Here is a 25,093-nt window from a genome sequence, read left to right on the forward strand (position 1 = left end):
TTAGCGTTTTAGTGGGGAATTTTCATCGCTTAAACAATTTTTCATCAGGCAAGAAAAAGCCGCTGCCCCGAAAGGAGCAGCGGCTGTGCAGACCGCGTTAAGGCTTAGTAGCCCAGCGCGAAATCTTCTTCTTTCATGTCCATCAGGTTGTTGGCGCCCGACAGCATGGTAGCCACGTGGGTACGGGTACGCGGCAGGATGCGCTGGAAGTAGAAGCGCGCGGTTTGCAGCTTGGCGGTGTAGAACGCTGCGTCGCCAGTGCCTTCTGCCAGCTTCTGGGCTGCCAGACGTGCCATGTCAGCCCAGAAGTAGGCCAGGCAGGCATAACCGGAGTACATCAGGTAGTCCACGGAAGCCGCGCCCACTTCTTCGCGATCTTTCATGGCGGCCATACCGACCTTCATGGTCAGTTCGCCCCATTCTTTGTTCAGTGCAGCCAGCGGTTCGACGAATTCCTTAACGGCTTCGTTGCCTTCGTTGGTCTGGCAGAACTTGTGGACGATCTTGGTGAAGCTTTTCAGGGCTTCGCCTTGAGTCATCAGCACTTTGCGGCCCAGCAGGTCGAGTGCCTGGATACCGGTGGTGCCTTCGTACAGCATCGAAATGCGGCTGTCGCGAACGTTCTGCTCCATGCCCCACTCGGCGATGAAGCCGTGGCCACCGTAGATCTGCACACCGTGGTTGGCCGATTCAAAACCGACTTCGGTCATGAACGCTTTGGCGATGGGCGTCATGAACGCCAGCAGTGCGTCGGCTTTCTTCTTCTCTTCTTCGTCCACGCCGTATTTGACGATGTCGACCTGTTTGGCGGTGAAGTACACCATCGCGCGGTTGCCTTCAGCGAAGGCCTTCATGGTCAACAGCATGCGGCGAACGTCAGGGTGCACGATGATCGGGTCAGCCGCTTTATCCGGCGCTTTCGGGCCGGTCAGGGAGCGCATTTGCAGACGATCGCGAGCGTATTTCAGGCCACCCTGGAAACCGATTTCGGCGTGGGCCAGACCTTGCAGCGCGGTACCCAGGCGAGCGGTGTTCATAAAGGTGAACATGCAGTTCAGGCCTTTGTTTGCCGGGCCGATCAGGAAACCGGTGGCGCCGTCGAAGTTCATCACGCAGGTGGCGTTACCGTGGATGCCCATCTTGTGTTCCAGCGAACCGCAGTTCACTGCGTTGCGCGCACCAAGAGTGCCGTCAGCGTTCGGCATGAACTTAGGAACGATGAACAGGGAAATGCCTTTGGTGCCGGCCGGTGCATCCGGCAGGCGGGCCAGTACGATGTGGACGATGTTGTCGGCCATGTCGTGTTCACCGGCCGAGATGAAGATCTTGGTGCCGGAAACTTTGTAGGAACCGTCGGCCTGAGGTTCAGCCTTGGTGCGCAACATGCCCAGGTCGGTGCCGCAGTGCGGTTCGGTCAGGCACATGGTGCCGGTCCACTCGCCGGAAACCAGTTTGGTCAGGTACGCCTCTTGCTGCTCAGGAGTGCCATGCTCGGAGATGGTGTTCATCGCGCCGTGCGACAGGCCTGGGTACATGCCCCACGACCAGTTGGCTTCGCCTACCATTTCGCTGACGGCCAGACCCAGCGACTCAGGCAGGCCTTGACCACCATGCTCAACGTCGTGCGCCAGGCTAGGCCAGCCGCCTTCGACGAATTGTTTGTAAGCTTCTTTGAAGCCAGTCGGAGTTTTCACACCGGACTCGCTCCAGGTGCAACCTTCGGTGTCGCCAACGCGGTTCAGCGGCGCCAGTACCTGCTCACAAAACTTGGCGCCTTCTTCGAGAATGGCGTCAACCATGTCTGGAGTTGCGTCTGCGCAAGCCGGAAGGCTCTGATAGTGCGCTTCGTAGCCGAGCAGTTCGTCACGAACGAAGCGAATATCACGCAAGGGGGCCTTGTAGTCAGGCATAGCGATAAACCTCTGCTGATGTAACCGGGAATGAACGACCGCGTAGATTTGTTGTGACGGTCAAACAGTTGTTTGAAACATACGTTTACGCCGAAATCTTGTCAAGCATCGATCTTTTGCCGTTCGTCATCGCGTCTTTCGAACGCCGGACACAGCAAACCGCCATGCGCTCGAAAGAGCCACGGGCGATAAAAAAAGATTAGTTGAGGGAGAAGGACTTACAACGAAAAACGCCGCGAACAGGCGCGGCGTCGGCAATGCATGAATGGCGAAAAATCAGGCGAAGGTGTCGATGATCGTACCGAGCATTTCATCGGAGGCCTTGGCGACTTTTGCCCCCAGTTCCACTTGAAACTTGCCTTGGGCCATCTCGACCATGTCGCTGCCCAGATCCATTTGCTGGCTGCGATCCACGCCACGCAGACGATCGACCTGCGCCTCGGAAGACTGGCTGGTAACCGAGCGCTCAATGGTATTGTTGGCGATCTGGCTAGCGGCCTGATCGACGCGGTTCTGCCCGGTCTGAATCGTACTCAGACCCGCATAAAAAGCTGTGTTACCGGAGATTTCCATGGAAGTTCTCATCCTTGGGAAGGATCAATAGGCGCCATTGAAACAGAGACGTCAGAAAAACACCCGTCAAAAACACTAATGGCACAGTGCCTGTTCATAGCTAAAAACTTAGTCAAGCAGATCCAATTGCAAATGCTCAGCTACGGCCTCAGCACTTAAAGCCTTCAACTTCGGCACGCGCCCCAGGCACGGCGCCGGAATCCGCTCAGCCAGCGTCGCCAGGTTCTCCTCCAGCCGCGAAGTCTTGGGCTCGATGATATTCGCCACCCACCCCGCCAGTTGCAGGCCATCCCGAGCAATCGCCTCAGCCGTCAGCAGCGCATGACTGATGCACCCCAACCGCACGCCCACCACCAGAATCACCGGCAGTTTCAGTGCAATGGCCAGGTCCGACAGATTGTCCTGATCCGCCAACGGCACCCGCCAGCCACCCGCGCCTTCGATCAGGGTGAAATCGGCATTCATCGCCAGAATCTCGCGCGTCGGCGTAAGCAGCGATTGCACCGTCAGTGCGACACCCGCTTCGCGCGCTGCCAAATGTGGGGCAATCGCCGGTTCGAACGCCACCGGATTGACCTGTTGATAACTCAGCGGCAATGAACACTCGGCCAACAGCGCGAGCGCATCGGCGTTACGCAGCCCCTTTGGCGTCACCTCGCAACCGGAGGCGACCGGTTTGCCCGCCGCCGTGCTCAACCCTGCCGAACGCGCCGCACACAGCAACCCAGCGGCGACGGTGGTTTTGCCGACGTCGGTGTCCGTCCCGGTGATGAAATAGGCTGCGCTCATAAGGGTTTCTCCAACACGGCGTAAACCACTTGATAGGTCGCCGGCAGTCCCTGTGCCTGACGGAATTGCTCATAAGCCTCGACCAAACCAAGAATCCGCGCCCGCCCGGTCAACCCGTCCGGCCGGCCAGGATTGAGATTGTGCGCACCCAACGCCTTCAGTTCATGGGTCAGGCTGCGCACATCCGGGTAGTGCAGTACATGCGCCTGCTGCTCCAGACTTACGACGCGCAAACCACTGGCCGCACACAACTGTTCATATCGAGCGAACTCGCGGAAGCGGTTGACGTGCACCAGGCCATCAACCTGGCGCCAGCTATCGCGCAATTCGAACAACGTCCCGACACAAAGACTAGCAAACGCGAAAACACCACCCGGTTTCAGCACGCGAAAGGCTTCACTGAGCACCGCATCAAAATTCGCACACCACTGCACCGCGAGGCTGGAGAAGATCAGGTCACAGGTCGAATCCTGCAACGGTAGCCGCTCCGCATCGCCAGCGATGAAATGCTCGGCGCCGCCCAATGGACGCGCGTGATCGAGCATGCCCTCGGCGATGTCCAGTGCCAGCCCATGACTTGCGAAAAAACGCTCGGCCAAGGCGCGAGTGAAGTAGCCGGTGCCACACCCCATATCCAACCAGCGCGCCGGCCGGAAATCCACAGGTAGACGCCGCAGCAACTGTGTACCGACATCACGTTGCAACTCGGCGACACTGTCGTAGCTGGCCGCCGCGCGGGAGAAAGAGGCCGCGACCTGGCGCTTGTCAGGCAAGCCGCCGGGCAGCGCGACAAGAGACAAATCAGTCATCACCGCACTCATGTAAAAAAGCCTGGATCGCGCCCGCTACTCCGTGTGGGTCTTCCAGAAGAAACGCATGGCTGGCCTGTTCGATCAGACCAATTTCGATATCCGGCAACAGGGTGAACAACTCGCCCGCCGCCTCGGCTGGCACCAACCCGTCCTGACCGGCGAACAAATGCAACTGCGGCCCACGAAACGCCTGCAAGGCTTCACGGGTGTCCAGTTGTGCGAGTAACTCCAGCCCGGCCATCAATGTTGCAGGCGCCGTGTTCGGCGCAGCGCCGAGCATCAGCCGCGACAAGCCGCGCGGGTCTTGCGCGCCCTGGGCACACAGCAGCGAGAAACGCTTGAGGGTCAGCCGTGGGTCGGCATGGCAACCGGCGAGAAATGCATCGAAGGTTTCGCCGGGCATCGCGCTCGGCCATTGTTCGTGGGCGACAAAAGCAGGGTTGCTCGCCAGCGTCAGCAAACCGCAGCAGTGTTCGCCGCGGTGCGCTGCCAGTTCGGACGCGAGCATGCCGCCCAGCGACCAGCCACCGAGCCAGACATCTTGAGGAATGCGTTCATCGAGTTCGTCGAGCCAGTCTTGCAGATCACTGGAGTCGAGTTCCGGCAACGGTTCGATCTCGACATGCAAGTGTTCATCGAGTCCTTGCAATGCAGCAGCCAAAGGCTCCATCGGCGAAACACCGAGGCCCCAGCCGGGCAGTAGAATCAGGCGATCACGCATGGCTTGGCTCCGACGACAGTTGGGCAAAGCAATCGGCCAGTCCCTCTAACAATAGCTGCACCTGCGCCTCGCTGTGGGCGGCGGTCAGGGTCACACGCAGTCGTGCGCTACCGGCGGGCACGGTCGGAGGACGAATCGCGGTGACCATCAGCCCGCGCTCACGCAGCATCTGCGACAGACGCACAGCACGGCCGGCGTCGCCAACCATGATCGGCTGGATCGGCGTAAAGCTGTCCATCAACTCCAGACCGATCTGTTCAGCGCCGTGGCGGAACTGGCGGATCAGCGCCTGCAAATGCTCGCGACGCCAGTGTTCGCTACGCAGCAACTCCAGACTTTTCAAGGTTGCGCAGGCCAGCGCCGGCGGTTGACTGGTGGTGTAGATGTACGGACGGGCGAACTGGATCAGGCTCTCGATCAACGCTTCACTGCCGGCGACAAATGCGCCAGCCGTGCCGAAGGCCTTGCCCAGGGTGCCGACCAATACCGGCACATCGTCCAGGCCCAAACCGAAATGCTCGACAATCCCGCCGCCGTTGGCGCCCAACGGGCCGAAGCCATGGGCATCGTCGACCATCAGCCACGCGCCCTTGGCCTTGGCCTCACGGGCCAGCGCTGGCAAGTCGGCAAGATCGCCATCCATGCTGAACACGCCGTCGGTGACCACCAATGTATTGCCGGTGGCTTTCTCCAGACGCTTGGCCAGACTGCCGGCGTCGTTGTGCAAATAACGATTGAACCGCGCACCGGACAACAGCCCGGCGTCCAGCAATGAGGCGTGGTTGAGTCGGTCTTCCAGCACCGTATCACCCTGCCCGACCAGCGCCGTGACCGCGCCAAGGTTGGCCATGTAGCCCGTGGTAAACAGCAGCGCACGTGGGCGCCCGGTGAGATCGGCCAAGGCCTCTTCGAGTGCGTGATGTGGGCCGCTATGGCCGATCACCAGATGCGAGGCGCCCCCGCCAACGCCCCAGCGCTGGGCACCGGCGCGCCAGGCTTCGATCACTTGCGGGTGATTGGCCAGGCCCAGGTAGTCGTTGTTGCAGAACGCCAGCAATGGCTGGCCGTCGACCACCACCTCGGGCCCTTGCGGGGATTCGAGCAGCGGGCGCTGGCGATAGAGATTTTCGGCACGGCGGGCAGCAAGGCGTGCGGCGAGATCGAAAGACATGCAGGCCTCGAGTGTCAGCACAAGTTTTCTAATGTGAGAGCGGGCTTGCTCGCGAAAGCCTCGTATCAGCCAACAACGCCTTTACTGACAGACCGATTTCGCGAGCAAGCCCGCCCTCACAGGGGTTTTGCATTCCTTCAAAGGAAACGGGGCAGGCTTCAAACCGCCGCGTTATAAAACTGCTCGCTGCTCTTGTGCTCAACCAACGCCTGCTCGATGGCCGCCTGATGCACTTCATCCGAATGCTCTTCGCGGGCTTCCGGCTCAATGCCCAGACGTGCGAACAACTGCATGTCCTTGTCAGCCTGCGGGTTGGCGGTGGTCAGCAATTTGTCGCCGTAGAAAATCGAGTTGGCGCCCGCGAGGAATGCCAGGGCCTGCATCTGCTCGTTCATCGCTTCACGACCAGCGGACAGGCGCACGTGGGATTGCGGCATGAGAATGCGCGCCACCGCGAGCATGCGGATGAAGTCGAACGGATCGACGTCGTCGGCATTTTCCAGCGGCGTGCCAGCGACTTTGACCAGCATATTGATCGGCACCGACTCCGGATGCTCCGGCAGGTTGGCCAACTGAATCAGCAGATTGGCGCGGTCGTCGAGCGACTCGCCCATGCCGAGGATGCCGCCGGAACAGATCTTCATCCCCGACTCACGCACGTAAGCCAGGGTTTGCAGGCGCTCGCCGTAAGTACGGGTGGTGATGATGCTGCCGTAGAACTCAGGCGAGGTGTCGAGGTTGTGGTTGTAGTAGTCGAGCCCGGCCTTGGCCAGCGCTTGGGTTTGATCCTGATCGAGACGACCGAGGGTCATGCAGGTTTCCAGGCCCATGGCTTTCACACCTTCGACCATCTGCAGCACATACGGCATGTCTTTGGCCGATGGGTGTTTCCACGCCGCGCCCATGCAGAAGCGGGTCGACCCGATGGCTTTGGCGCGTGCCGCCTCTTCGAGGACTTTCTGCACTTCCATCAGTTTTTCTTTTTCAAGGCCGGTGTTGTAGTGACCAGACTGCGGGCAGTACTTGCAGTCTTCCGGGCAGGCACCCGTCTTGATCGACAACAACGTCGAGACCTGCACACGGTTAGCGTTGAAATGGGCGCGGTGCACCGTCTGAGCCTGAAACAGCAGGTCGTTGAATGGCTGTACGAAGAGTGCTTTGACTTCGGCCAGTGACCAGTCGTGACGCAGGGTGGCAGTGGTGCTCGCGCTCATGGGTATTTCCTTGGTTATGCTTGGCTGGCGACTGGGAAACGGAATACCCACAGTCGCTACACGGATGTTCGGCATATTTAAGGAAGAGCCATGCGCTGTCAACCACGATACGAAGGACAAGTTTACATCTGTTTAAAAAACGTACAGACCTGTTTGCTGTGCGATGAGCCGGCAGAGGCAGAAACGCCAATGTGCATGGCCTGCGAAGCCGAATTGCCTTGGCTCATGGGCCAATGCCGGACCTGCGCTTTGCCGCTGCCTGAATCCGGCCTGACTTGCGCAGACTGCCTGCTAGAGCCACCGGCGTTCGAACAGGTCGCTGTGCCGTGGCTTTATGGCTTTCCCGTGGACAGTCTGATTACGCGTTTTAAACACAACGCAAAATGGCCGTTTGGCCACCTGCTCGCCGACGTTCTCGGACAATACCTGCAATATCGCTTTGATGAAGATCTGCCTCGCCCCGACGTGTTGTTACCGGTGCCACTCGCCAGCAAACGTCTGCGTCAACGCGGCTTCAATCAAGCGGCGATGCTGGCGCGGTGGTTGAGCCTAAAACTGGACCTGCCTTGCGATGAGCAGGTGCTGTGCAGGATTCAAGACACCCGCGCGCAACAGGATCTGGATGCCAAGGCGCGAAAACGCAATTTGCGCAATGCTTTCGCTTTGACGCCCCAGGTGGATGTACGCGGCCGGCATCTGGCATTGATCGATGACGTGCTGACCACCGGCGCCACGGCTCAGGCGCTCGCTCGATTGTTAATGAACGCCGGCGCGGCAAGGGTTGATGTGTATTGCCTGGCGCGCACCCCGAAATCCGGATCCTGATCAGGCAACCGGCCCTGCGGGCAGGGGCTTGACTCACGCGTTGCCAGCGGCCAATTTCACCTCCCATCGCCAAAGTCAAAAGCGTCCCCCCATGTCCATGCCTTCCCTGTTGTCCCAGCACATCGTCCGACGGCCGCAGCGCATTGCCCTGCTGCAACACATCGCTGAACAGGGCTCGATCACCCGTGCCGCGAAAAGCGCAGGCTTGAGCTACAAAGCCGCGTGGGACGCCATCGATGAGCTGAACAACCTGGCGCAAAAACCCTTGGTCGAGCGTGCGGTGGGCGGTAAGGGCGGCGGCGGGGCCAAACTGTCCAGCGAAGGTGAGCGGGTGCTGCGCCTTTATCAAAAGCTGCAGGCCTTACAGGCGCAGGTGCTGGAAGCGGCGGAAGATGCCAGCGACCTCGACCTGCTCGGTCGACTGATGCTGCGCACCAGCGCGCGCAACCAGTTGCACGGCAAAGTCGTGGCGATCGCCGGCCAGGGTCGCAATGACCTGATCCGCCTGGAGTTGGCCGAAGGTCTTTGCCTCAACGCGCAGATCACCCACGACAGCACCGTGCACCTGGAGCTGCAACCGGGCACTGAAGTGGTGGCGCTGATCAAGGCAGGCTGGCTCGAATTGCTGAGCATCGAGCAACCTGCAACATCTGGTCACAATCTTCTGCGCGGCACGATTGAAGCCATTCTCGACGCTGAAGACGGCCCCAGCGAAGTGCGCATCGCCCTGCCCAACGGCCACACGCTCTGCGCCCTGGCTGAGCCGCTGCAACTTCGCACACGCGGACTGAACGTTGAGCAACCGGTGCACGTACAGTTCTCGCCGTCCAACGTGCTGATCGGCACGCCGCTGTAGGGTCGGCCTGCAACAAAAACTTCATCGCTCCCCATTAAGGTGGCTGCCAAAACCAAGCAGGGAGCCTGATGTGAGCCTATTAGAAGAAAACCAATCCACTGACCTGGAAAAAATGGTCGGCCTCAGCCGTCGCGGCTTCATCGGCGCCGGCGCGCTGTGCGGCGCGGCCATGTTTCTCGGTGGCAGCCTGTTGAGCCGCAGCGCACTGGCCACAGGCGTCAGCGCCGGCAACAGCCGCTTGCTTGGCTTTGAAAGCATTAGCGCCGCGACCACCGACGTCATTACCCTGCCCAAAGGCTATAAGTCCTCGGTACTGATCAGTTGGGGCCAACCGCTGCACAAGAACGGCCCGGCCTTCGATCCGAGTGGCAACGGCACCGCCGCCGCGCAGGAAGTGCAGTTCGGTGACAACAACGACGGCATGAGCCTGTTCGAATTCCCGGATGACAGAAACCGCGCGTTGATGGCGATCAACAACGAATACACCAACTATCGCTACCTCTACCCGCACGGCGGCATGCCGCAATCGGCCGAAGACGTGCGCAAAGCCCTGGCCTGCGAAGGCGTGTCGGTGATTGAAGTGCAACGCAAGAACGGCCAGTGGCAATTCGTTCAAGGCTCGCGCTACAACCGCCGCATCCACGGCAACTCGCCACTGCGTATCAGCGGCCCGGCCGCGGGTCACGACCTGCTGAAAACCCGTGCCGACAAACACGGTAAAAAAGTCCTCGGCACCTTCCAGAACTGCGCCAACGGTAAAACGCCGTGGGGCACGTATCTGACGTGCGAAGAAAACTTCACCGACTGCTTCGGCAGCAGCAACGCCCAGCAGCAGTTCGACCCGGCGCAGAAGCGCTACGGTGTCTCGGCGGCCAGCCGCGAGATCAACTGGCACCCGTTTGACCCGCGTTTCGACATGGCCAAGAACCCCAACGAACTCAACCGCCATGGCTGGGTGGTCGAGATCGACCCGTTCGATCCGCAGTCGACCCCGGTCAAACGCACGGCCCTGGGCCGCTTCAAACATGAAAACGCGGCCCTGGCCGAAACCGACGACGGCCGCGCCGTGGTGTACATGGGCGATGACGAGCGTGGCGAGTTCATCTACAAATTCGTCAGCCGCGACCGCATCAACCACCGCAACGCCAAGGCCAACCGCAATATCCTCGATCACGGCACCCTGTACGTGGCGAAGTTCGATGCCGGTGACGGCAACCCGGACCATCCGAAAGGCCAGGGCCAGTGGATCGAGTTGACCCACGGCAAGAACGGCATCGACGCCAGCAGCGGTTTTGCCGATCAGGCCGAAGTGCTGATCCATGCGCGCCTCGCGGCCAGTGTGGTCGGCGCAACACGCATGGACCGTCCGGAATGGATCGTGGTCAGCCCGAAGGACGGCCAGGTTTATTGCACCCTGACCAACAACGCCAAGCGCGGCGAGGACGGGCAACCGGTGGGCGGGCCGAACCCGCGTGAGAAAAACGTCTACGGGCAGATCCTGCGCTGGCGCACCGACCGCGACGATCATGCGTCGAAGACATTCGCCTGGGATCTGTTCGTGGTCGCCGGCAACCCGGGCGTGCACGCCGGCACGCCGAAGGCTGGCTCGTCGAATATCACTCCGCAGAACATGTTCAACAGCCCGGATGGCCTGGGTTTCGACAAGGCCGGGCGGTTGTGGATTCTGACCGACGGTGACTCCAGCAACGCCGGGGACTTTGCCGGGATGGGTAACAACCAGATGCTTTGCGCTGACCCTGCGACCGGTGAAATTCGCCGGTTCATGGTCGGGCCGATTGGTTGTGAAGTGACCGGGATCAGCTTCTCGCCGGATCAGAAAACCCTGTTTGTCGGGATTCAGCATCCCGGCGAAAACGGCGGTTCGACTTTCCCCGAGCATCTGCCGAACGGCAAACCGCGCTCTTCGGTGATTGCGATTACCCGTGAAGACGGCGCAATAGTCGGCGCCTGACAAACGGCTTTCGCGAGCAAGCCCCACACACATTGGATCTGTGCCGCATTGAAGATTGCAGGTACACAGAAAATCCACTGTGGGTGGGGGCTTGCTCCCGAAGGGGCCCTTACAGGCAGCCTACCATTCAAGGCAAAACCCTCAACCCTTACAGTCTGCGTTACCATGCCGGGCCGGACGCGGCAGCCTGCTGCGCGCAGGAGTCAGCATGGCCCATCCGTTTGAAACCCTCACACCCGACCTCGTCCTCGATGCCGTTGAAAGCATCGGTTTTTTGAGCGATGCACGCATTCTGGCGCTCAACAGCTACGAGAACCGCGTCTATCAGGTCGGCATCGAAGACGGCGAACCGCTGATCGCCAAGTTCTACCGGCCGCAGCGCTGGACCAACGAAGCCATCCTCGAAGAACACAAGTTCACCTTCGAACTGGCCGACGTCGAGATCCCGGTGGTGGCGCCGCTGATCCACAACGGCGAAACCCTGCACGAACACGCCGGTTTCCGCTTCACCCTGTTCCCGCGTCGCGGTGGCCGGGCGCCGGAGCCGGGCAATCTCGATCAGTTGTATCGCCTCGGCCAGTTGCTCGGGCGCATTCATGCCGTCGGTGCGACCAAACCGTTCGAACACCGCGAAGCCCTCGGCGTACAGAACTTCGGCCATGCCTCGCTGACCACGTTGCTCGAAGGCAACTTCATTCCCAAGAGCCTGTTGCCGGCCTACGAATCGGTCGCCCGGGACCTGCTTAAACGTGTTGAAGACGTCTACGCCGCCACGCCGCACCAGAACATCCGCATGCACGGCGACTGTCACCCCGGCAACATGATGTGCCGCGACGAGATGTTCCACATCGTCGACCTCGACGATTGCCGCATGGGTCCGGCGGTGCAGGACATCTGGATGATGCTCGCCGGTGATCGCCAGGAGTGTCTGGGGCAGTTGTCGGAGCTGATGGACGGCTACAACGAATTCCACGACTTCGACCCACGCGAACTGGCGCTGATCGAGCCGCTGCGCGCCCTGCGCCTTATGCATTACAGCGCCTGGCTGGCGCGCCGCTGGGACGACCCGGCGTTTCCACGCAGCTTTCCGTGGTTCGGCACCGAGCGCTATTGGGGCGATCAGGTGCTGGCGTTGCGTGAGCAGTTGTCGGCACTCAATGAAGAACCGCTGAAACTGTTCTGATTCACCACACCCCCTGTAGAAGAGGGCTTGCTCCCGAAGACGGTCTGACATTCAACATTGATGTTGGCTGACACAGCGCCTTCGGGAGCAAGCCCCCTCCCACATTTATCCAGTGTTCACAATTTTCCGACCTTCTCGCTAAGGCATTCACCGACAAACCTCCTTACAATCCCTGCTTTGTTAGCTGCCTAAGCAAGGATTCTGCATGCAAGCCGCCAACCCGCGTCGCGGGTACATTCTGGGCCTGAGTGCCTACATCATCTGGGGCCTGTTCCCGATCTACTTCAAAGCCATCGCCGAAGTCCCGGCGGTCGAGATCATCATCCATCGCGTGCTGTGGTCGGCGCTGTTCGGCGCGCTGCTGCTGATGGTGTGGAAACACCCGGGCTGGTTGCGCGAATTGCTCGACAACCCCAAGCGGCTGGCGATTCTGGCCTTGAGCGGCACGCTGATCGCCGCCAACTGGCTGACCTATGTGTGGTCGGTGAACAACGGGCGCATGCTTGAAGCGAGTCTGGGTTATTACATCAACCCGCTGGTAAACGTGCTGCTGGGGATGTTGATTCTCGGCGAACGCCTGCGGCGCATGCAGTGGGTCGCGGTGGGTCTGGCGGCGGTCGGTGTGGCGCAGCAGGTGTGGCAGGTCGGCAGTCTGCCGTGGGTGTCGCTGGTGCTGGCACTGACCTTCGGTTTCTACGGGCTGATCCGCAAGCAGGCACCGGTCAAGGCGTTGCCGGGGCTGGTGGTGGAAACCTGGATGCTGGTGCCGATTGCCGTCGCATGGCTGCTGTTCAACCCGACCGCGACCAGCGCTCAACCCGAGTTCTGGACGACGTCCGAAGCCTGGTGGCTGGTGGCGGCCGGCCCGGTGACGTTGATTCCGTTGGTGTGCTTCAACGCCGCCACCCGGCACTTGCCCTACACCACCATCGGCTTCCTGCAATACCTGGCGCCCACCCTGGTGTTGTTGCAAGCGGTGTTGCTGTTCGGTGAGCACTTGTCGTCCAGCACCTTGGTGGCGTTTATCTTCATTTGGGCCGGTCTGGCCGTCTACAGCGTCGATGCGTGGATAAGTCTGCGCCGACGCAGCTGATCAAAAAACGCACAACACTTCGCAGGCCACGGTTCTCGTGGCCTGTATCGTTCCTTCCCAAGCTTATCCACAGCGTGATCCCCGCCGTTTGTGCGCAACTCACTGAATACTGGCGATTTTTTGATCAGTATCCGCAAAACCACGGCGGGCGTGGCGTTGCGGGCAGTCTCTACAGGTTATCCACAGGCAGGTGCACGTTTAAACTGGATAACCCGTGCAGCGCCTAAACCTCTGTGCGTAATACCAGTTCCACCATCAAATCATCGGCCAGGGTTTCCAGGCGCGATTGCAGCACGTCGAGCGACAGCGTCAGCGGCACCGCGAGAATCGCTTCGGCATGGAACAACGGCTCGCTGCTCATCGGTGCCGGCCGCACTTCGGTCACCAGACGTTCGAGGTTTACACCCTGCTCGCTCAGCAAGCGGGTGATGTCGCGCACAATGCCCGGGCGATCATTGCCCACCAGTTCCATGGCGATCGGTTTCCAGGTGCAGGATTGCTCGATACCACTTTCGGCAATCAACACGCGAATGCCATGCGCCGACAGTGTTTGTAGGGCATCGACTAATTCGTCGTAAGCCTCTGCCGGCACGCCGACCCGCAGAATCCCGGCAAACTGCCCGGCCATCCGCGACATGCGGCTTTCCAGCCAGTTCCCCCCATGCTCGGCGATACATTGGGCGATGCGCTCTACCTGCCCGGGCTTGTCCGGGGCGAAAACAGTGAGTACGAGATGGTCCATGGCGCAGCCCTCTTGTCATGACTTTTGTTATAGAAGGGCAAGTATAGGCAAGGGATGAACAGTCGCCTCAGACGCTCGAGACAACAAATCGTGTACAAGTTTTTATATTTAGCTGGAACAATCCATTGGTTTTTTGAGAACATCCCGTTCCGCGCTGTGACCGCAATGCGTCATGGAGTCGCAGAACGACGTTATTAGTCTCATTTTCACAAGCGCAACGCATCATGTAGTATGCCTCGGCGCGCACTACATAACGCTGGATCGATGTCTGCCCAAGGCACGTTCGCAACCCTGAAAGCCCCGTCATCAAGGCCCCAAGCCGTTGATTGGTCCCAGCCCAGCCGCCAGCAATGGCATGTACTGGTCGGAAGGTTTGTGGTTTAAATGGCCAGAGGCTTCATTGTTAAATTGAAGAGCTGAAAAGCGAAATAGCTGAGCAGAGTGAGGCAAGCAATGACTGAACACGTTCAAGTCGGTGGCCTGCAGGTCGCCAAAGTCCTGTTCGACTTCGTGAACAACGAAGCCATTCCCGGTACCGGCCTCACCGCCGACGCATTCTGGGAAGGTGCCGACAAGGTCATTCACGACCTGGCACCGAAGAACAAAGCCCTACTCGCCAAACGCGATGACTTCCAGGCTCGCATTGATGCCTGGCATCAGGAACGCGCAGGCCAGGCGCACGATGCCGTGGCCTACAAAGCCTTCTTGCAGGAAATCGGTTATCTGCTGCCAGAAGCGGCTGATTTCCAGGCAACGACGCAAAACGTCGATGACGAAATCGCCCGTACCGCCGGCCCGCAACTCGTGGTTCCGGTGATGAACGCCCGCTTTGCGCTCAATGCTTCGAACGCCCGCTGGGGTTCGCTGTATGACGCCCTTTACGGCACCGACGCGATCAGCGAAGACGGTGGCGCGCAAAAAGGCCAAGGCTACAACAAGGTGCGCGGCGACAAAGTCATCGCCTTCGCCCGTGCATTCCTCGACGAAGCCGCGCCACTGGCCGCGGGCTCCCACGTCGATTCGACCGGTTACAAAATCGCTGACGGCAAACTGCTGGTCACCCTCAAGGGCGGCAGCAACAGCGGTCTGCGTGACGATGCTCAACTGATCGGTTTCCAGGGCGACGCCAACGCGCCAATCGCGATCCTGCTGAAACACAACGGTCTGCATTTCGAAATCCAGATCGACGCCAGCACCCCGGTCGGCCAGACCGATGCCGCCGGCGTCAAAGACGTCCTGATGGAAGCGGCGCTGACCACCATCATGGACTGCGAAGACTCCGTGGCGGCCGTCGATGCCGACGACAAAGTGGTGATCTACCGCAACTGGCTCGGCCTGATGAAGGGCGATCTGTCGGAAGAAGTCGCCAAGGGCGGCCAGCGCTTCACCCGCACCATGAACCCGGATCGCAGCTACACCACGCCCACTGGCGGTGAAGTGACTCTGCACGGCCGCTCGCTGTTGTTCGTGCGCAACGTCGGCCACCTGATGACCATTGACGCGATTCTCGACAAAGACGGCAACGAAGTGCCGGAAGGCATTCTCGACGGTCTGCTGACGTGCCTGGCGGCCATGCACAACCTCAACGGCAACACGTCGCGCAAGAACACCCGCACCGGTTCCGTCTACATCGTCAAACCGAAAATGCACGGCCCGCAAGAAGCGGCGTTCACCAACGAACTGTTCGGCCGCATCGAAGACGTGCTGGGTCTCAAACGCAACACGCTGAAAGTCGGGATCATGGACGAGGAGCGCCGCACCACGGTCAACCTCAAGGCTTGCATCAAGGCTGCCAGCGAGCGCGTGGTGTTTATCAACACCGGTTTTCTCGACCGCACCGGCGATGAAATCCATACCTCCATGGAAGCCGGCCCGATGGTGCGCAAGGCCGACATGAAGGCTGAGAAGTGGATCGGCGCCTACGAGAACTGGAACGTTGATATCGGTCTGAGCACCGGCCTGCAAGGTCGCGCACAAATCGGTAAAGGCATGTGGGCCATGCCGGACCTGATGGCGGCGATGCTCGAGCAGAAAATCGCTCACCCGCTGGCCGGTGCCAACACCGCATGGGTCCCCTCGCCGACCGCCGCCGCGCTGCACGCGCTGCACTACCACAAGGTCGACGTGTTCGCCCGTCAGGCCGAACTGGCCAAACGTGCCCGCGCTTCGGTGGACGACATCCTGACCATCCCGCTGGCGGTCAACCCGAACTGGACGCCGGAGCAGATCAAGAACGAACTGGACAACAACGCCCAGGGCATTCTCGGTTACGTGGTGCGCTGGATCGATCAGGGCGTCGGTTGCTCGAAAGTGCCGGACATCAATGACGTCGGCCTGATGGAAGACCGTGCCACGCTGCGTATCTCCAGCCAGCACATCGCCAACTGGCTGCGCCACGGTATCGTCACCGAAGCGCAAGTGATGGAAAGCCTCAAGCGCATGGCGCCGGTGGTGGATCGTCAGAACGCCAACGACCCGCTGTACCGCCCGCTGGCACCGAACTTCGACAGCAACATCGCCTTCCAGGCGGCGGTCGAACTGGTGATCGAAGGCACCAAGCAGCCCAACGGCTATACCGAGCCGGTGCTGCACCGCCGTCGTCGCGAGTTCAAGGCTGCCAACGGCCTGTAACCCTGCGTAGATGCCGGACATGAAAAAGCCCTGATCGGAAGATCGGGGCTTTTTTATGGTTCATCACAACCACTGGAGATCCATTGTGAGAGCGGTTTTTTCGGTGTGGCTTGAACGTCAGGGGTCGATCCCCAATTCGTGTTTGACCAGACCGAGCAACTTGCCCGTATCAATGGGTTTGAGCAGAAAGTCCACCACGCTCAAATGCATCGCCGCAATGGCGTCCTTCACATCGGCATCGCCAGACACAATGATGATCGGCATCGCTGCCCTTACCGACTCACGCACCTGGCGAATCAAGTCCAACCCACCGACATTGCCCATGCGCAAATCGGTGATCAACAGACCAATCGATGGTTTCTCCGCCAGCATCTTCAGCGCGGCCTCGCCACTGGCCGCGGTCAGGCACCGAATGCCGTCCAACGCCAGAATCTCCGACAACAGCTCCCGAGCGTCCTTGTCGTCATCGACGATCAATACACGCTGCGCAGGAGGGTCAGGTTCGAGCATTACAGCACTGAGCGCTTCACGCTCGGCGTCGCTCAAAATATCGTGGTCGGGCATAGCGTTCTCTACGTTTTCAAATCATCACCTGGCACAGTCGTCAGACAACGCCAGGCAGAGCTTCAATGTGCACTTCGTCGGATTTTTTTCCAAGAGGTCGGACAGAAGAATTCCCGACTGATTTTGTAGGGCACTTCCCAAATATGCCCAACGGCATGACGAACCTAGACTTACGTCCAATGGGCACCCTGCACGAGGGGGCCGACCATGGGGGCAACGATCCGACAACAACAATTCGAAAAAGACTGCGGTAATGGTTATGAGTAAAGCGGACGCCTTCACCCAGGCTGGGAGAACCGCCGTGTTGCAGAACATTCAGGGCACCCTGCAGTTTCTCCAGCGCTTCCCGCCCTTCAATCAAATGGAACACGCCCACCTGGCTTATCTGGTGGAGCAATGTCAGCTGCGTTTCTACGGGCAGGGCGAGAGCATCATCAAACCCGCCGATGGCCCGGTCGAACACTTCTATATCGTCAAGCAGGGCCGCGTCGTCGGCGAACGCCCGCACACGGCCAAGGGCGGCACCGAGACCACCTTTGAAATCACCACCGGCGAGTGCTTTCCCCTGGCCGCGTTGCTGGGTGAGCGAGCGACACGCACCGCGCACTTGGCCGGCGAGGACACCTTCTGCCTGCAACTGAACAAACTGGCGTTCATCAAACTGTTCGCCCTCTCCAATGCCTTCCGCGACTTCGCCTTGCGCGGGGTCAGCAGCCTGCTCGATCAAGTCAACCAGCAAGTCCAGCAGAAAGCCGTGGAAACCCTCGGCACGCAATACTCGCTCAACACCCGTCTCGGTGAACTGGCCATGCGTCACCCGGTGACGTGCAGCCCTGCCATGCCACTGCGTGCAGCGGTGAAGCTGATGCACGAGCAACAGGTCGGCAGCATCGTCGTGGTGGATGAGCACAAAGCGCCGCTGGGGATTTTCACCCTGCGCGACCTGCGTCATGTGGTGGCCGACGGTGTGGCCGATTTCGGCGAAGCCATCGAGCGCCACATGACCCAGGCGCCCTTCTATCTTTCGCCCAACCACAGCGCCTTCGACGCGGCCATTGCCATGACCGAAAGGCACATCGCCCACGTCTGCCTGGTCAAGGATCAGCGCCTGTGCGGCGTGGTGTCCGAGCGCGATCTGTTTTCCTTGCAGCGGGTCGATCTGGTGCATCTGGCCCGCACGATCCGCAGCGCGCAACGCATCGAGCAACTGGTGATCCTGCGCGGCGAGATCGGCCAACTGGTCGAGCGCATGCTCGCCCACGGCGCCTCTTCAACCCAGATCACCCACATCATCACCCTGCTCAACGATCACACCGTGTGCCGCGTAATCGAACTGACCCTCGCCGAAAAAGGCGACCCGGGCGTACCGTTCAGTTGGCTGTGTTTCGGCAGCGAAGGCCGGCGCGAGCAAACGCTGCACACCGATCAGGACAACGGCATTCTGTTCGACGCCCGCGATGCCGTGCATGCAGCAGAGATTCGCGCAAATTTGCTGCCAATTGCCCAGCAGATCAATCAGAGCCTGGCGCAATGCGGCTTCACCCTGTGCAAGGGCAACATCATGGCCGGCAACCCTGAGCTGTGTTTGTCCCGGGCAGAATGGGCGCGGCGGTTCGCGGCATTCATTCGCGAGGCGACGCCGGAGAATCTGCTCGGGTCGAGCATTTACTTCGATCTGCGCGTGGTCTGGGGCGATGAACAGGGTTGCGCGCAACTGCGCCGGGGGATTCTCGATCAGGTCGGCGACAACCGTTTGTTCCAGCGCATGATGGCCGACAACGCCTTGCGTAATCGCCCGCCGGTCGGGCGTTTCCGCGAGTTTGTGCTGGCGCGCAAGAATGGCGAGAAAGCCACCCTCGATCTGAAGGTCCAGGGCCTGACGCCGTTCGTGGACGGCGCACGATTGCTCGCGCTGGCCAACGGCATCGACGCCAACAACACCCTCGAGCGCTTGCGCCAACTGGTGGATAAAGAAGTCATCGAACCGCTGGACGGCGCGGCGTATGAAGAGGCTTATCACTTCATTCAGCAAACGCGCATGCAGCAGCATCAGATCCAGACGCGCGAGAACCTGCCGTACTCCAACCGTGTCGACCCCGACAGCCTCAATCATCTGGATCGACGCATCCTGCGCGAATCCCTGCGCCAGGCTCAACGCCTGCAAAGCAGCCTGACCCTGCGGTATCAGTTATGAGCCTGTTCTCGTGGCTGCGGCCGGCCAGTGCGGCGCTGCCAGCGGATCTGCAGCAACGCCTGGGGCAACTGCCGGCGATCAGCGAGCTGAGTGAATGCAGCCTGCGCGAACAACGCTGGGTCGTGCTGGACCTGGAAACCACCGGGCTGAACCTGAACAAGGATCGGGTGTTGTCGATTGGCGCCGTGGTGATCGAGGACGGCGCGATCGATTTCAGCCAGCAGTTCGAACGCACGCTGCAATGTCGTGAACTCAAGCTCAGTCCCAGTGTGTTGATCCACGGTCTGGGGCCCAACGCGATTGCCGCCGGCAGCGATCCGGCCGAGGCATTGCTGGCGTTCATGGAGTTTGCCGGTGACAGCCCCGTGCTGGCGTTCCATGCGCCATTCGACCAGCACATGCTTGGGCGGGCACTGAAGGAACATCTGCGGCACAAGTTGCAGCATGTGTTTCTGGATGTCGCCGAGATTGCGCCGATGCTGTGCCCGCAAGCGAACATTCGTGAGGCCGGGCTGGATGAGTGGATCGACTGGTTCAAGCTTGAGGTGTTCGAGCGACATAACGCGAGTGCCGATGCGCTGGCGACGGCAGAGCTGGCGTTGATTCTCTTCAGCCGAGCACGGGGGCAGCAGATTGATAGCCCATTGAATCTTCAACAGCGCTTGAGCCAGTGGAAGCGACGGCGGCAGGTGCCGTCCTTCTAGATCGTCACCCATCAAATCCCTCGCCAGGTACGCCGCATCTGACTAGGCTAACCTCCTGCTCTTCGTCGACCACCGAGGTTCCCCATGTCCACACCCAGCATGACCCTGTTCCACAACACGCTCTCCCCGTTCGTTCGCAAAGTGATGGTGATGCTGCACGAAACTGGCCAGCAGGATCGCGTCACCTTGCAAGACTGTGTCCTCAGCCCGGTCAGCCCGAGTGCCGAGCTCAACGCCGACAACCCGTTGGGCAAGATCCCGGCCCTGCGTCTGGCCGACGGCAATGTCATCCATGACAGCCGCGTGATCCTCGACTACCTCGACCACCAACATGTCGGCAATCCGCTGATCCCCCGTGACGGCTCGGCCCGCTGGCGCCGCCTGACCCTGGCCTCGATGGCCGACGGGATCATGGATGCGTCGGTGATGGTGCGTTACGAGCAGGTGCTGCGTGCCCCGGAAAAACACTGGGACGAGTGGATCGAGGCCCAGCGCGACAAGATCCGTCGCACCCTGGCCCTGCTGGAAAGTGATGCGATTGCCGAGCTGACCTGCCATTTCGATATTGCTGCGATCAGCGTGGCCTGTGCCCTGGGTTACCTCGACCTGCGCTTCCCGGATCTGGGCTGGCGCGAGGCCAATCCGCAATTGGCCCACTGGTTCACTGAAGTGAGCTTGCGACCGTCCATGATCGCGACCCTGCCCAAACCTTAAATCGGCGGCGCTTGTTCCGGCCTCTTCGCGAGCAAGCCCGCTCCCACACTGGATTTCGGTAGGCAGGTTCTGTGTGTGGCTTGCCAGCGATGGCACCACCGCGGTGCCGGCGGAAGTGACGCAAAGATCAGCGTCACCAACACCTCAGCCTCTCGCTGATCCTCACGCAACCCGCTCATTGCATCGCCCCCACGTCAAACTCCAGTGGTTTGGCCGGTTTCTGACCGATCCCGTACCAATCCAGTTTGCGCGTCAGCACCATGAACACGCCGAGCAAGCCGAACAGCAACAGCGAGCCCATCAGCAGCGCGTAATCCTCGGCGCTGAGCAACCCGTAAAGCAGGCCATACAACGCTGCCAATCCCGCCGAAAAACACAAACCGTGTCGCACGCTGTGCAAGACGTGGCAGACGTAAAACCCGATCAATAACACGCAGCCACTGGCCGACAGCAGATACGCCAGGGCAAAGCCGATGTGCTCCGACAACGACAGCAGCAACAGATAAAAAAACGCCAGCGCCACACCCACCAACGCGTATTGCACCGGGTGCACTGCCAGGCTCTTGAGCACTTCGAACAGGAAGAAACCGGCGAACGTCAGGACAATGAACAGCAGCGCATATTTGATCGCCCGGTCACTCTTCAGATACTGATCCACCGGATCGATGAAACTCACCCCGAAGCTGCGGGCATTGAACCCATCGCAATCATTGCCGCTCACGCAACGGCTCATGGCGTCTTGCAGGTTGGTAGAAAAAAACGTGGTCTGCCAGTCGGCGCTGAAACCGGCGTCGTTGATTTCACGTTTGGCCGGGAGGAAGTTGCCGATGAAGCTGGGGTGCGGCCAGTTGGCAGTGAGGCTAACGCTGCTGCTCCTGCCCACCGGTAGCACCTGCAACGAACCGGTGCCTTGCAGGCGCAGATCGAAACCGAACGCCAGTTCGTTGGCTTTACGGGTATCGAGCAGTGGCAGCGTTACCCGCACCCCCTCACCCAGCCAACCGACCTGAGTACCGGGAACGAAGTCCAGACGCTGGCCGTCGAGCTCCAGTTTCAAAGCGTTTTCGATCCCGCGAATGTCGCTGATGCCGACCGCCAGAAACGGCGCATCGAACTGGTAATCGCTGAAATCTTCCTGGATGCCCAATTGCGCCGGTAGCGAAAAACTGCCGGTGATGCGGTTATCGGCATGGAACAACCGCGCCTCGTAGATACCCCGGGCACGCAGTTCGGTTTGCACCTGGCCATCGAGTTCGAAGCGCTCGGGCAAAAAATACAAACGCCCACGCTCCTCGCTTGGTTCGTCGTAACGCTGCTCGGTCTTGTCGTTGATCTTCCAGTTGTGAATCACTTTGCGATACGGCACCACCATCACCGGCCCGCTCAATTGCTGGCTGTAACTGGAACTGCGGGCAATGTCTTCCAGCACCCCGTCGCGCCGTTGCTGGCGATCATCGATAACCCCGTCGATCATCAGCAAAGGGATGAGCAACAGCAGGATCAACAGGGCAATCGCCCCGAGCTTTATGGTCAGATTCTTGTTCATGGGACTCTCCCTGTTTTGATCGGCAGAGTCTGGTTGGCGTGTGTGGGAGGAATGTGGGGGAAATATGGAGATTGTATGGAGACTTCACCGAGCCCTTCGCGACTCGGTCTCAAGGCAAGCGCAAAGTCACTTCAACGCCATTTTCAACATTGCGGATGCTCATCGACCCACCATGTAATTTGACGACCTCTTCGACGAAGTTGAGCCCCAGCCCGGTACTCTTGCGCCCACTGTCCGGGCGCGGCAACGAGTAAAACCGCTCGGTCAAACGCGGCAAGGCGTAGTCGGGAATCTGCGCCGTTTCATTGAACAAGCGAAACTCAACCTGCTCGCCCACCCGCTCGGCGCTGAAGCGCAACAACCCCTGCAGTGGCGTGAAATCCAGCGCGTTCTCCAGCAGATTGCCCAGCGCCTGACGCAACAGAAAGGGCTCACCCATCAGCAGCAGATCCGCCGCCACAGCCTGCTCAATGCGCAACTGTTTACCCTCGATGCGCGCCGCCTGCCCTTGCAGCAACTCATCCACAAGCACCGCCAGAGGCACCGCAGTGCGCTCTTCCAGCCCCTGACGCTGTTCAACTTGCGCCAGATTGAGCAACCGCTCGATCAACTGCTGCATCCGCGCACTTTCGCTGTCGATGTTGCTGACAAAACGCATTCGCTGAACCGCGGGCATTTCACCTTGCAGCAACTCCGCCGCACCACGAATCGCCGCCAGGGGGCTTTTCAGTTCATGGGTCAGCGTGTGCACGTAACGCTCGACGTAGGCCTTGCCTTCCAGTTGCGTGCGCATCTGCTCCACCGCTGTCGCAAGCTGCTCCAACTCACCACCGCGATAGTGCGGCACTTCCACCCGCCGCCCTTCACTGACGGCCTGGGCGTAACCGGTCAAACGATGCAGCGCACGGCTCAACCACCACGACAGCAAGGCGCCGAACAACAGACCGAGGCCGATGAGCCCGGCACCATAAAACAGCAGGCGCCGTTCGGTGCGATCAACATAAGGTTGCAATGAGCTGTTGGGCTTGGCGACGGTCACCACACCAATGATCTGACCCTTGTCGCGGATCGGCGCGCCGACGTGCATCACCGAGGACGCGGGGTCATCCGGATCGCTGCGGCTGGAGCGTGCGCCGTACTCGCCACGCAACGTCAGATAGACGTCGTTCCAGCGCGAATAATCCTGCCCCACCGCCACGCCACTGGAATCGAGCACGACGATGCCCTTGGCGTCGGTGACGTAAATGCGATGGTTGACCTGGTTTTTCGGCAGCCCCCAGATCGTCGCTCGCGGTTGGCGTTCGCCGTAGGCGCGCAGCAACTCGGGCCAGCGGTTCTCGCTGAGGGTGCCGGCCTTGAAATCGTCGCGCAGGATTTCCGCCAGCAGGTTGGCGGTGTCGACCAGGGTTTCTTCGGTGGACTGACGCACGCCGGGACGGATCTCCTCCATCACCGTGTTGAGCACGAAATAGCCGGTCAGGCCGACAAACAGCACATACACCAGGAATATCCGCAGGCCCAACGACATCAGCTATGCCCCGGGCTGTAGCTGTAACCGAGGCCGCGATGCGTCTGGATCGGTTCGGCCTCGGCCCGCACCAGACGCAACTTGGCGCGCACGCTTTTGATGTGGCTGTCGATGCTGCGCTCGTAACCGGCGTCGGCCGCGACGCCCAGTGCATCGAGCAATTGCTCGCGGCTGAACACCCGCTCCGGTTGTTCAAGCAGGCATTGCAACAGACGGAATTCGTGACGGGTCAGGCTCAGCGCCTGGCCGCGATAGCTGATCTGCACACGTTCCGGATCGATGCGAAACAGCCCTGACGTGGCGTCGATGATGGGGCGCGGCGCCATGCGTTTAAGGATAGCCCGGACTCGCGCCGCCACTTCCCGTGGGCTGAACGGCTTGACCACGTAGTCGTCGGCGCCGATCTCCAGGCCCACCACACGGTCGATTTCGGCATCGCGGGCGCTGAGGAACAGCACCGGCACTTCGCTGAAACGCCGCAACTGTTTGCAGGTCTCGAAACCGCTGATGTCCGGCAGACCGATATCGAGGATGAGCAGATCCGCCGGCGTCTGCCGTTGATGTGCCAGCGCCGCCGCGCCGAGGCTCACCCAAGTGGTGGTGAACCCCTCGCCCTGCAAGGCAAAAATCAGCGTGTCGGCAATCGCCGCTTCGTCTTCGACAATCAGAATATGAGGCATGGCGTCCGAGCCTGTGGGTTAGGTGCGCGAACGGTGCCCCAAGCCTGACGTTACGTCAATGAGACCACTTGGCTCAGCAGTCCGGTTTGTCAGCGGTGAAGCGCCGCGCCGGATTCACTGCCGCGCCGAATTCACGCAAGGCCTTGGCACCGATCAGCAGCGGATAGTTGAAATTGCTGCGGTCGGTCAGGTTGACCTCCACGGTGCGTTTGACGTCACCCAGGCACAGTTCCAGATCGACCACCGGGCGCTTGGCGACTTCAGTGGTGTCGCCCTCGTCCTCTTCATCCGAGCGGCTCTTGATCTTGCTGATCCGCGCGACTTTGTGTTCGTAGACCTTGTTGCTGGCGTCCTTGGTGGCGAGGCGGAAGCGCACCCAGTTTTCACCGTCGCGGGTGAAGGTCTCGATGTCTTTGGCCGACAGCGAGGCGGTCAGCGCGCCGGTGTCCATCTTGGCCTTGAGTACTTCACCGCCGATTTCCGGCAGCGCAATGTATTCGTAACGCCCGTACAGGGTCGGCTCGGCGGCCATGACCGGCAGGGCGACGAGGGCAAACAGTGCAAGGAGGGATTTCACGTAGAGGGCTTCCTTGAAAAATGAGGGCGGCAGACGCGAGATTTTAGACACTCATTGAAGCATTCGTTCGCCTTGACCGGCCTTCGCGAGCAAG

At 60.4% G+C, this 25,093-nt stretch carries 22 protein-coding genes; 9 read left to right on the forward strand and 13 right to left on the reverse strand.

Going from position 1 to position 25,093, the window contains the following annotated elements:
• Nucleotides 1-104: 104 nt before the first annotated feature.
• The 7 genes from AACY02_RS00105 to bioB form a co-directional block, all read right to left on the reverse strand.
• A complete protein-coding gene (locus AACY02_RS00105; RefSeq protein WP_339430232.1) occupies nt 105-1,910 on the reverse strand; it encodes a phenylacyl-CoA dehydrogenase in 1,806 nt (601 codons plus the stop codon).
• Nucleotides 1,911-2,186: 276 nt separating this feature from the next.
• The gene (locus AACY02_RS00110; protein ID WP_221731127.1) at nt 2,187-2,483 is read right to left on the reverse strand and encodes a pyrroloquinoline quinone biosynthesis protein PqqE; all 297 of its coding nucleotides are present in this window, start codon (nt 2,481-2,483) and stop codon (nt 2,187-2,189) included.
• Between the two features lie 108 nt (nt 2,484-2,591).
• Nucleotides 2,592-3,272, reverse strand: a complete 681-nt coding sequence (gene bioD, locus AACY02_RS00115) for a dethiobiotin synthase (RefSeq protein ID WP_339430233.1) — start codon at nt 3,270-3,272, stop codon at nt 2,592-2,594.
• On the reverse strand, nt 3,269-4,081 hold the full coding sequence (gene bioC / locus AACY02_RS00120; protein ID WP_339430234.1) for a malonyl-ACP O-methyltransferase BioC: 813 nt from the start codon (nt 4,079-4,081) through the stop codon (nt 3,269-3,271). Before bioC ends, bioD begins: the two co-directional genes overlap by 4 nt.
• A complete protein-coding gene (locus AACY02_RS00125; RefSeq protein ID WP_339430235.1) occupies nt 4,074-4,805 on the reverse strand; it encodes an alpha/beta fold hydrolase in 732 nt (243 codons plus the stop codon). The genes bioC and AACY02_RS00125 overlap by 8 nt, the downstream gene beginning before the upstream one ends.
• The gene (bioF, locus tag AACY02_RS00130) at nt 4,798-5,976 is read right to left on the reverse strand and encodes an 8-amino-7-oxononanoate synthase (RefSeq protein WP_339430236.1); all 1,179 of its coding nucleotides are present in this window, start codon (nt 5,974-5,976) and stop codon (nt 4,798-4,800) included. Before bioF ends, AACY02_RS00125 begins: the two co-directional genes overlap by 8 nt.
• Nucleotides 5,977-6,134: 158 nt before the next feature.
• Complete coding sequence (gene bioB, locus AACY02_RS00135; protein ID WP_339430237.1) at nt 6,135-7,190, reverse strand: biotin synthase BioB; 1,056 nt, start codon at nt 7,188-7,190, stop codon at nt 6,135-6,137.
• Between the two features lie 90 nt (nt 7,191-7,280).
• Between bioB and AACY02_RS00140 the strand changes: the two genes are divergently transcribed.
• The 5 genes from AACY02_RS00140 (at nt 7,281) to rarD (ending at nt 13,119) form a co-directional block, all read left to right on the forward strand.
• The gene (locus AACY02_RS00140) at nt 7,281-8,015 is read left to right on the forward strand and encodes a ComF family protein (RefSeq protein ID WP_339430238.1); all 735 of its coding nucleotides are present in this window, start codon (nt 7,281-7,283) and stop codon (nt 8,013-8,015) included.
• A gap of 91 nt (nt 8,016-8,106) precedes the next feature.
• Nucleotides 8,107-8,871 (forward strand): TOBE domain-containing protein, encoded by a 765-nt coding sequence (locus AACY02_RS00145; protein ID WP_339430239.1) that lies wholly within the window; start codon nt 8,107-8,109, stop codon nt 8,869-8,871.
• Between the two features lie 70 nt (nt 8,872-8,941).
• Nucleotides 8,942-10,843, forward strand: a complete 1,902-nt coding sequence (locus AACY02_RS00150; RefSeq protein ID WP_339430240.1) for a PhoX family protein — start codon at nt 8,942-8,944, stop codon at nt 10,841-10,843.
• A 208-nt stretch (nt 10,844-11,051) separates the two neighbouring features.
• On the forward strand, nt 11,052-12,026 hold the full coding sequence (locus tag AACY02_RS00155; protein ID WP_339430241.1) for a serine/threonine protein kinase: 975 nt from the start codon (nt 11,052-11,054) through the stop codon (nt 12,024-12,026).
• A gap of 205 nt (nt 12,027-12,231) precedes the next feature.
• On the forward strand, nt 12,232-13,119 hold the full coding sequence (gene rarD, locus AACY02_RS00160; RefSeq protein ID WP_339430242.1) for an EamA family transporter RarD: 888 nt from the start codon (nt 12,232-12,234) through the stop codon (nt 13,117-13,119).
• Between the two features lie 223 nt (nt 13,120-13,342).
• On the opposite strand, the gene AACY02_RS00165 is transcribed toward rarD, so the two are convergent.
• Nucleotides 13,343-13,861, reverse strand: a complete 519-nt coding sequence (locus AACY02_RS00165; protein WP_339430243.1) for a glycine cleavage system protein R — start codon at nt 13,859-13,861, stop codon at nt 13,343-13,345.
• Nucleotides 13,862-14,314: 453 nt separating this feature from the next.
• Here AACY02_RS00165 and AACY02_RS00170 point away from each other — a divergent pair, with 453 nt between their 5' ends.
• Nucleotides 14,315-16,492, forward strand: coding sequence for a malate synthase G (locus AACY02_RS00170; RefSeq protein WP_339430244.1), 2,178 nt, complete (start codon nt 14,315-14,317; stop codon nt 16,490-16,492).
• A gap of 117 nt (nt 16,493-16,609) precedes the next feature.
• On the opposite strand, the gene AACY02_RS00175 is transcribed toward AACY02_RS00170, so the two are convergent.
• Entirely contained in the window at nt 16,610-17,056 is a 447-nt protein-coding gene (locus AACY02_RS00175) for a response regulator (RefSeq protein ID WP_339430245.1), read from the reverse strand.
• 253 nt (nt 17,057-17,309) lie between these two features.
• Between AACY02_RS00175 and AACY02_RS00180 the strand changes: the two genes are divergently transcribed.
• From AACY02_RS00180 to AACY02_RS00190, 3 genes are all read left to right on the forward strand, one after another.
• The gene (locus AACY02_RS00180; protein ID WP_339430246.1) at nt 17,310-19,250 is read left to right on the forward strand and encodes a putative nucleotidyltransferase substrate binding domain-containing protein; all 1,941 of its coding nucleotides are present in this window, start codon (nt 17,310-17,312) and stop codon (nt 19,248-19,250) included.
• Nucleotides 19,247-19,954, forward strand: coding sequence for a 3'-5' exonuclease (locus tag AACY02_RS00185; RefSeq protein WP_339430247.1), 708 nt, complete (start codon nt 19,247-19,249; stop codon nt 19,952-19,954). Before AACY02_RS00180 ends, AACY02_RS00185 begins: the two co-directional genes overlap by 4 nt.
• 84 nt (nt 19,955-20,038) lie before the next feature.
• Nucleotides 20,039-20,668: a glutathione S-transferase gene (locus tag AACY02_RS00190; protein ID WP_339430248.1), complete on the forward strand. Its 630-nt coding sequence runs from the start codon at nt 20,039-20,041 to the stop codon at nt 20,666-20,668.
• Nucleotides 20,669-20,843: 175 nt separating this feature from the next.
• On the opposite strand, the gene creD is transcribed toward AACY02_RS00190, so the two are convergent.
• The 4 genes from creD to rloA2 form a co-directional block, all read right to left on the reverse strand.
• Complete coding sequence (creD, locus tag AACY02_RS00195; protein WP_339430249.1) at nt 20,844-22,214, reverse strand: cell envelope integrity protein CreD; 1,371 nt, start codon at nt 22,212-22,214, stop codon at nt 20,844-20,846.
• Nucleotides 22,215-22,323: 109 nt separating this feature from the next.
• A complete protein-coding gene (gene creC, locus AACY02_RS00200) occupies nt 22,324-23,742 on the reverse strand; it encodes a two-component system sensor histidine kinase CreC (protein ID WP_339430250.1) in 1,419 nt (472 codons plus the stop codon).
• Complete coding sequence (creB, locus tag AACY02_RS00205; protein WP_339430251.1) at nt 23,742-24,422, reverse strand: two-component system response regulator CreB; 681 nt, start codon at nt 24,420-24,422, stop codon at nt 23,742-23,744. Before creB ends, creC begins: the two co-directional genes overlap by 1 nt.
• Before the next feature lie 73 nt (nt 24,423-24,495).
• Nucleotides 24,496-24,999 carry a retropepsin-like aspartic peptidase RloA2 gene (rloA2, locus tag AACY02_RS00210; RefSeq protein WP_221731146.1) on the reverse strand — a complete coding sequence of 168 codons (504 nt, stop codon included), beginning with the start codon at nt 24,997-24,999 and terminating at the stop codon, nt 24,496-24,498.
• Between the last annotated feature and the right edge of the window lie 94 nt (nt 25,000-25,093).

The sequence above is a fragment of the Pseudomonas sp. EA_65y_Pfl2_P78 genome, from assembly GCF_963970495.1.
Classification (GTDB): domain Bacteria; phylum Pseudomonadota; class Gammaproteobacteria; order Pseudomonadales; family Pseudomonadaceae; genus Aquipseudomonas; species Aquipseudomonas baetica_A.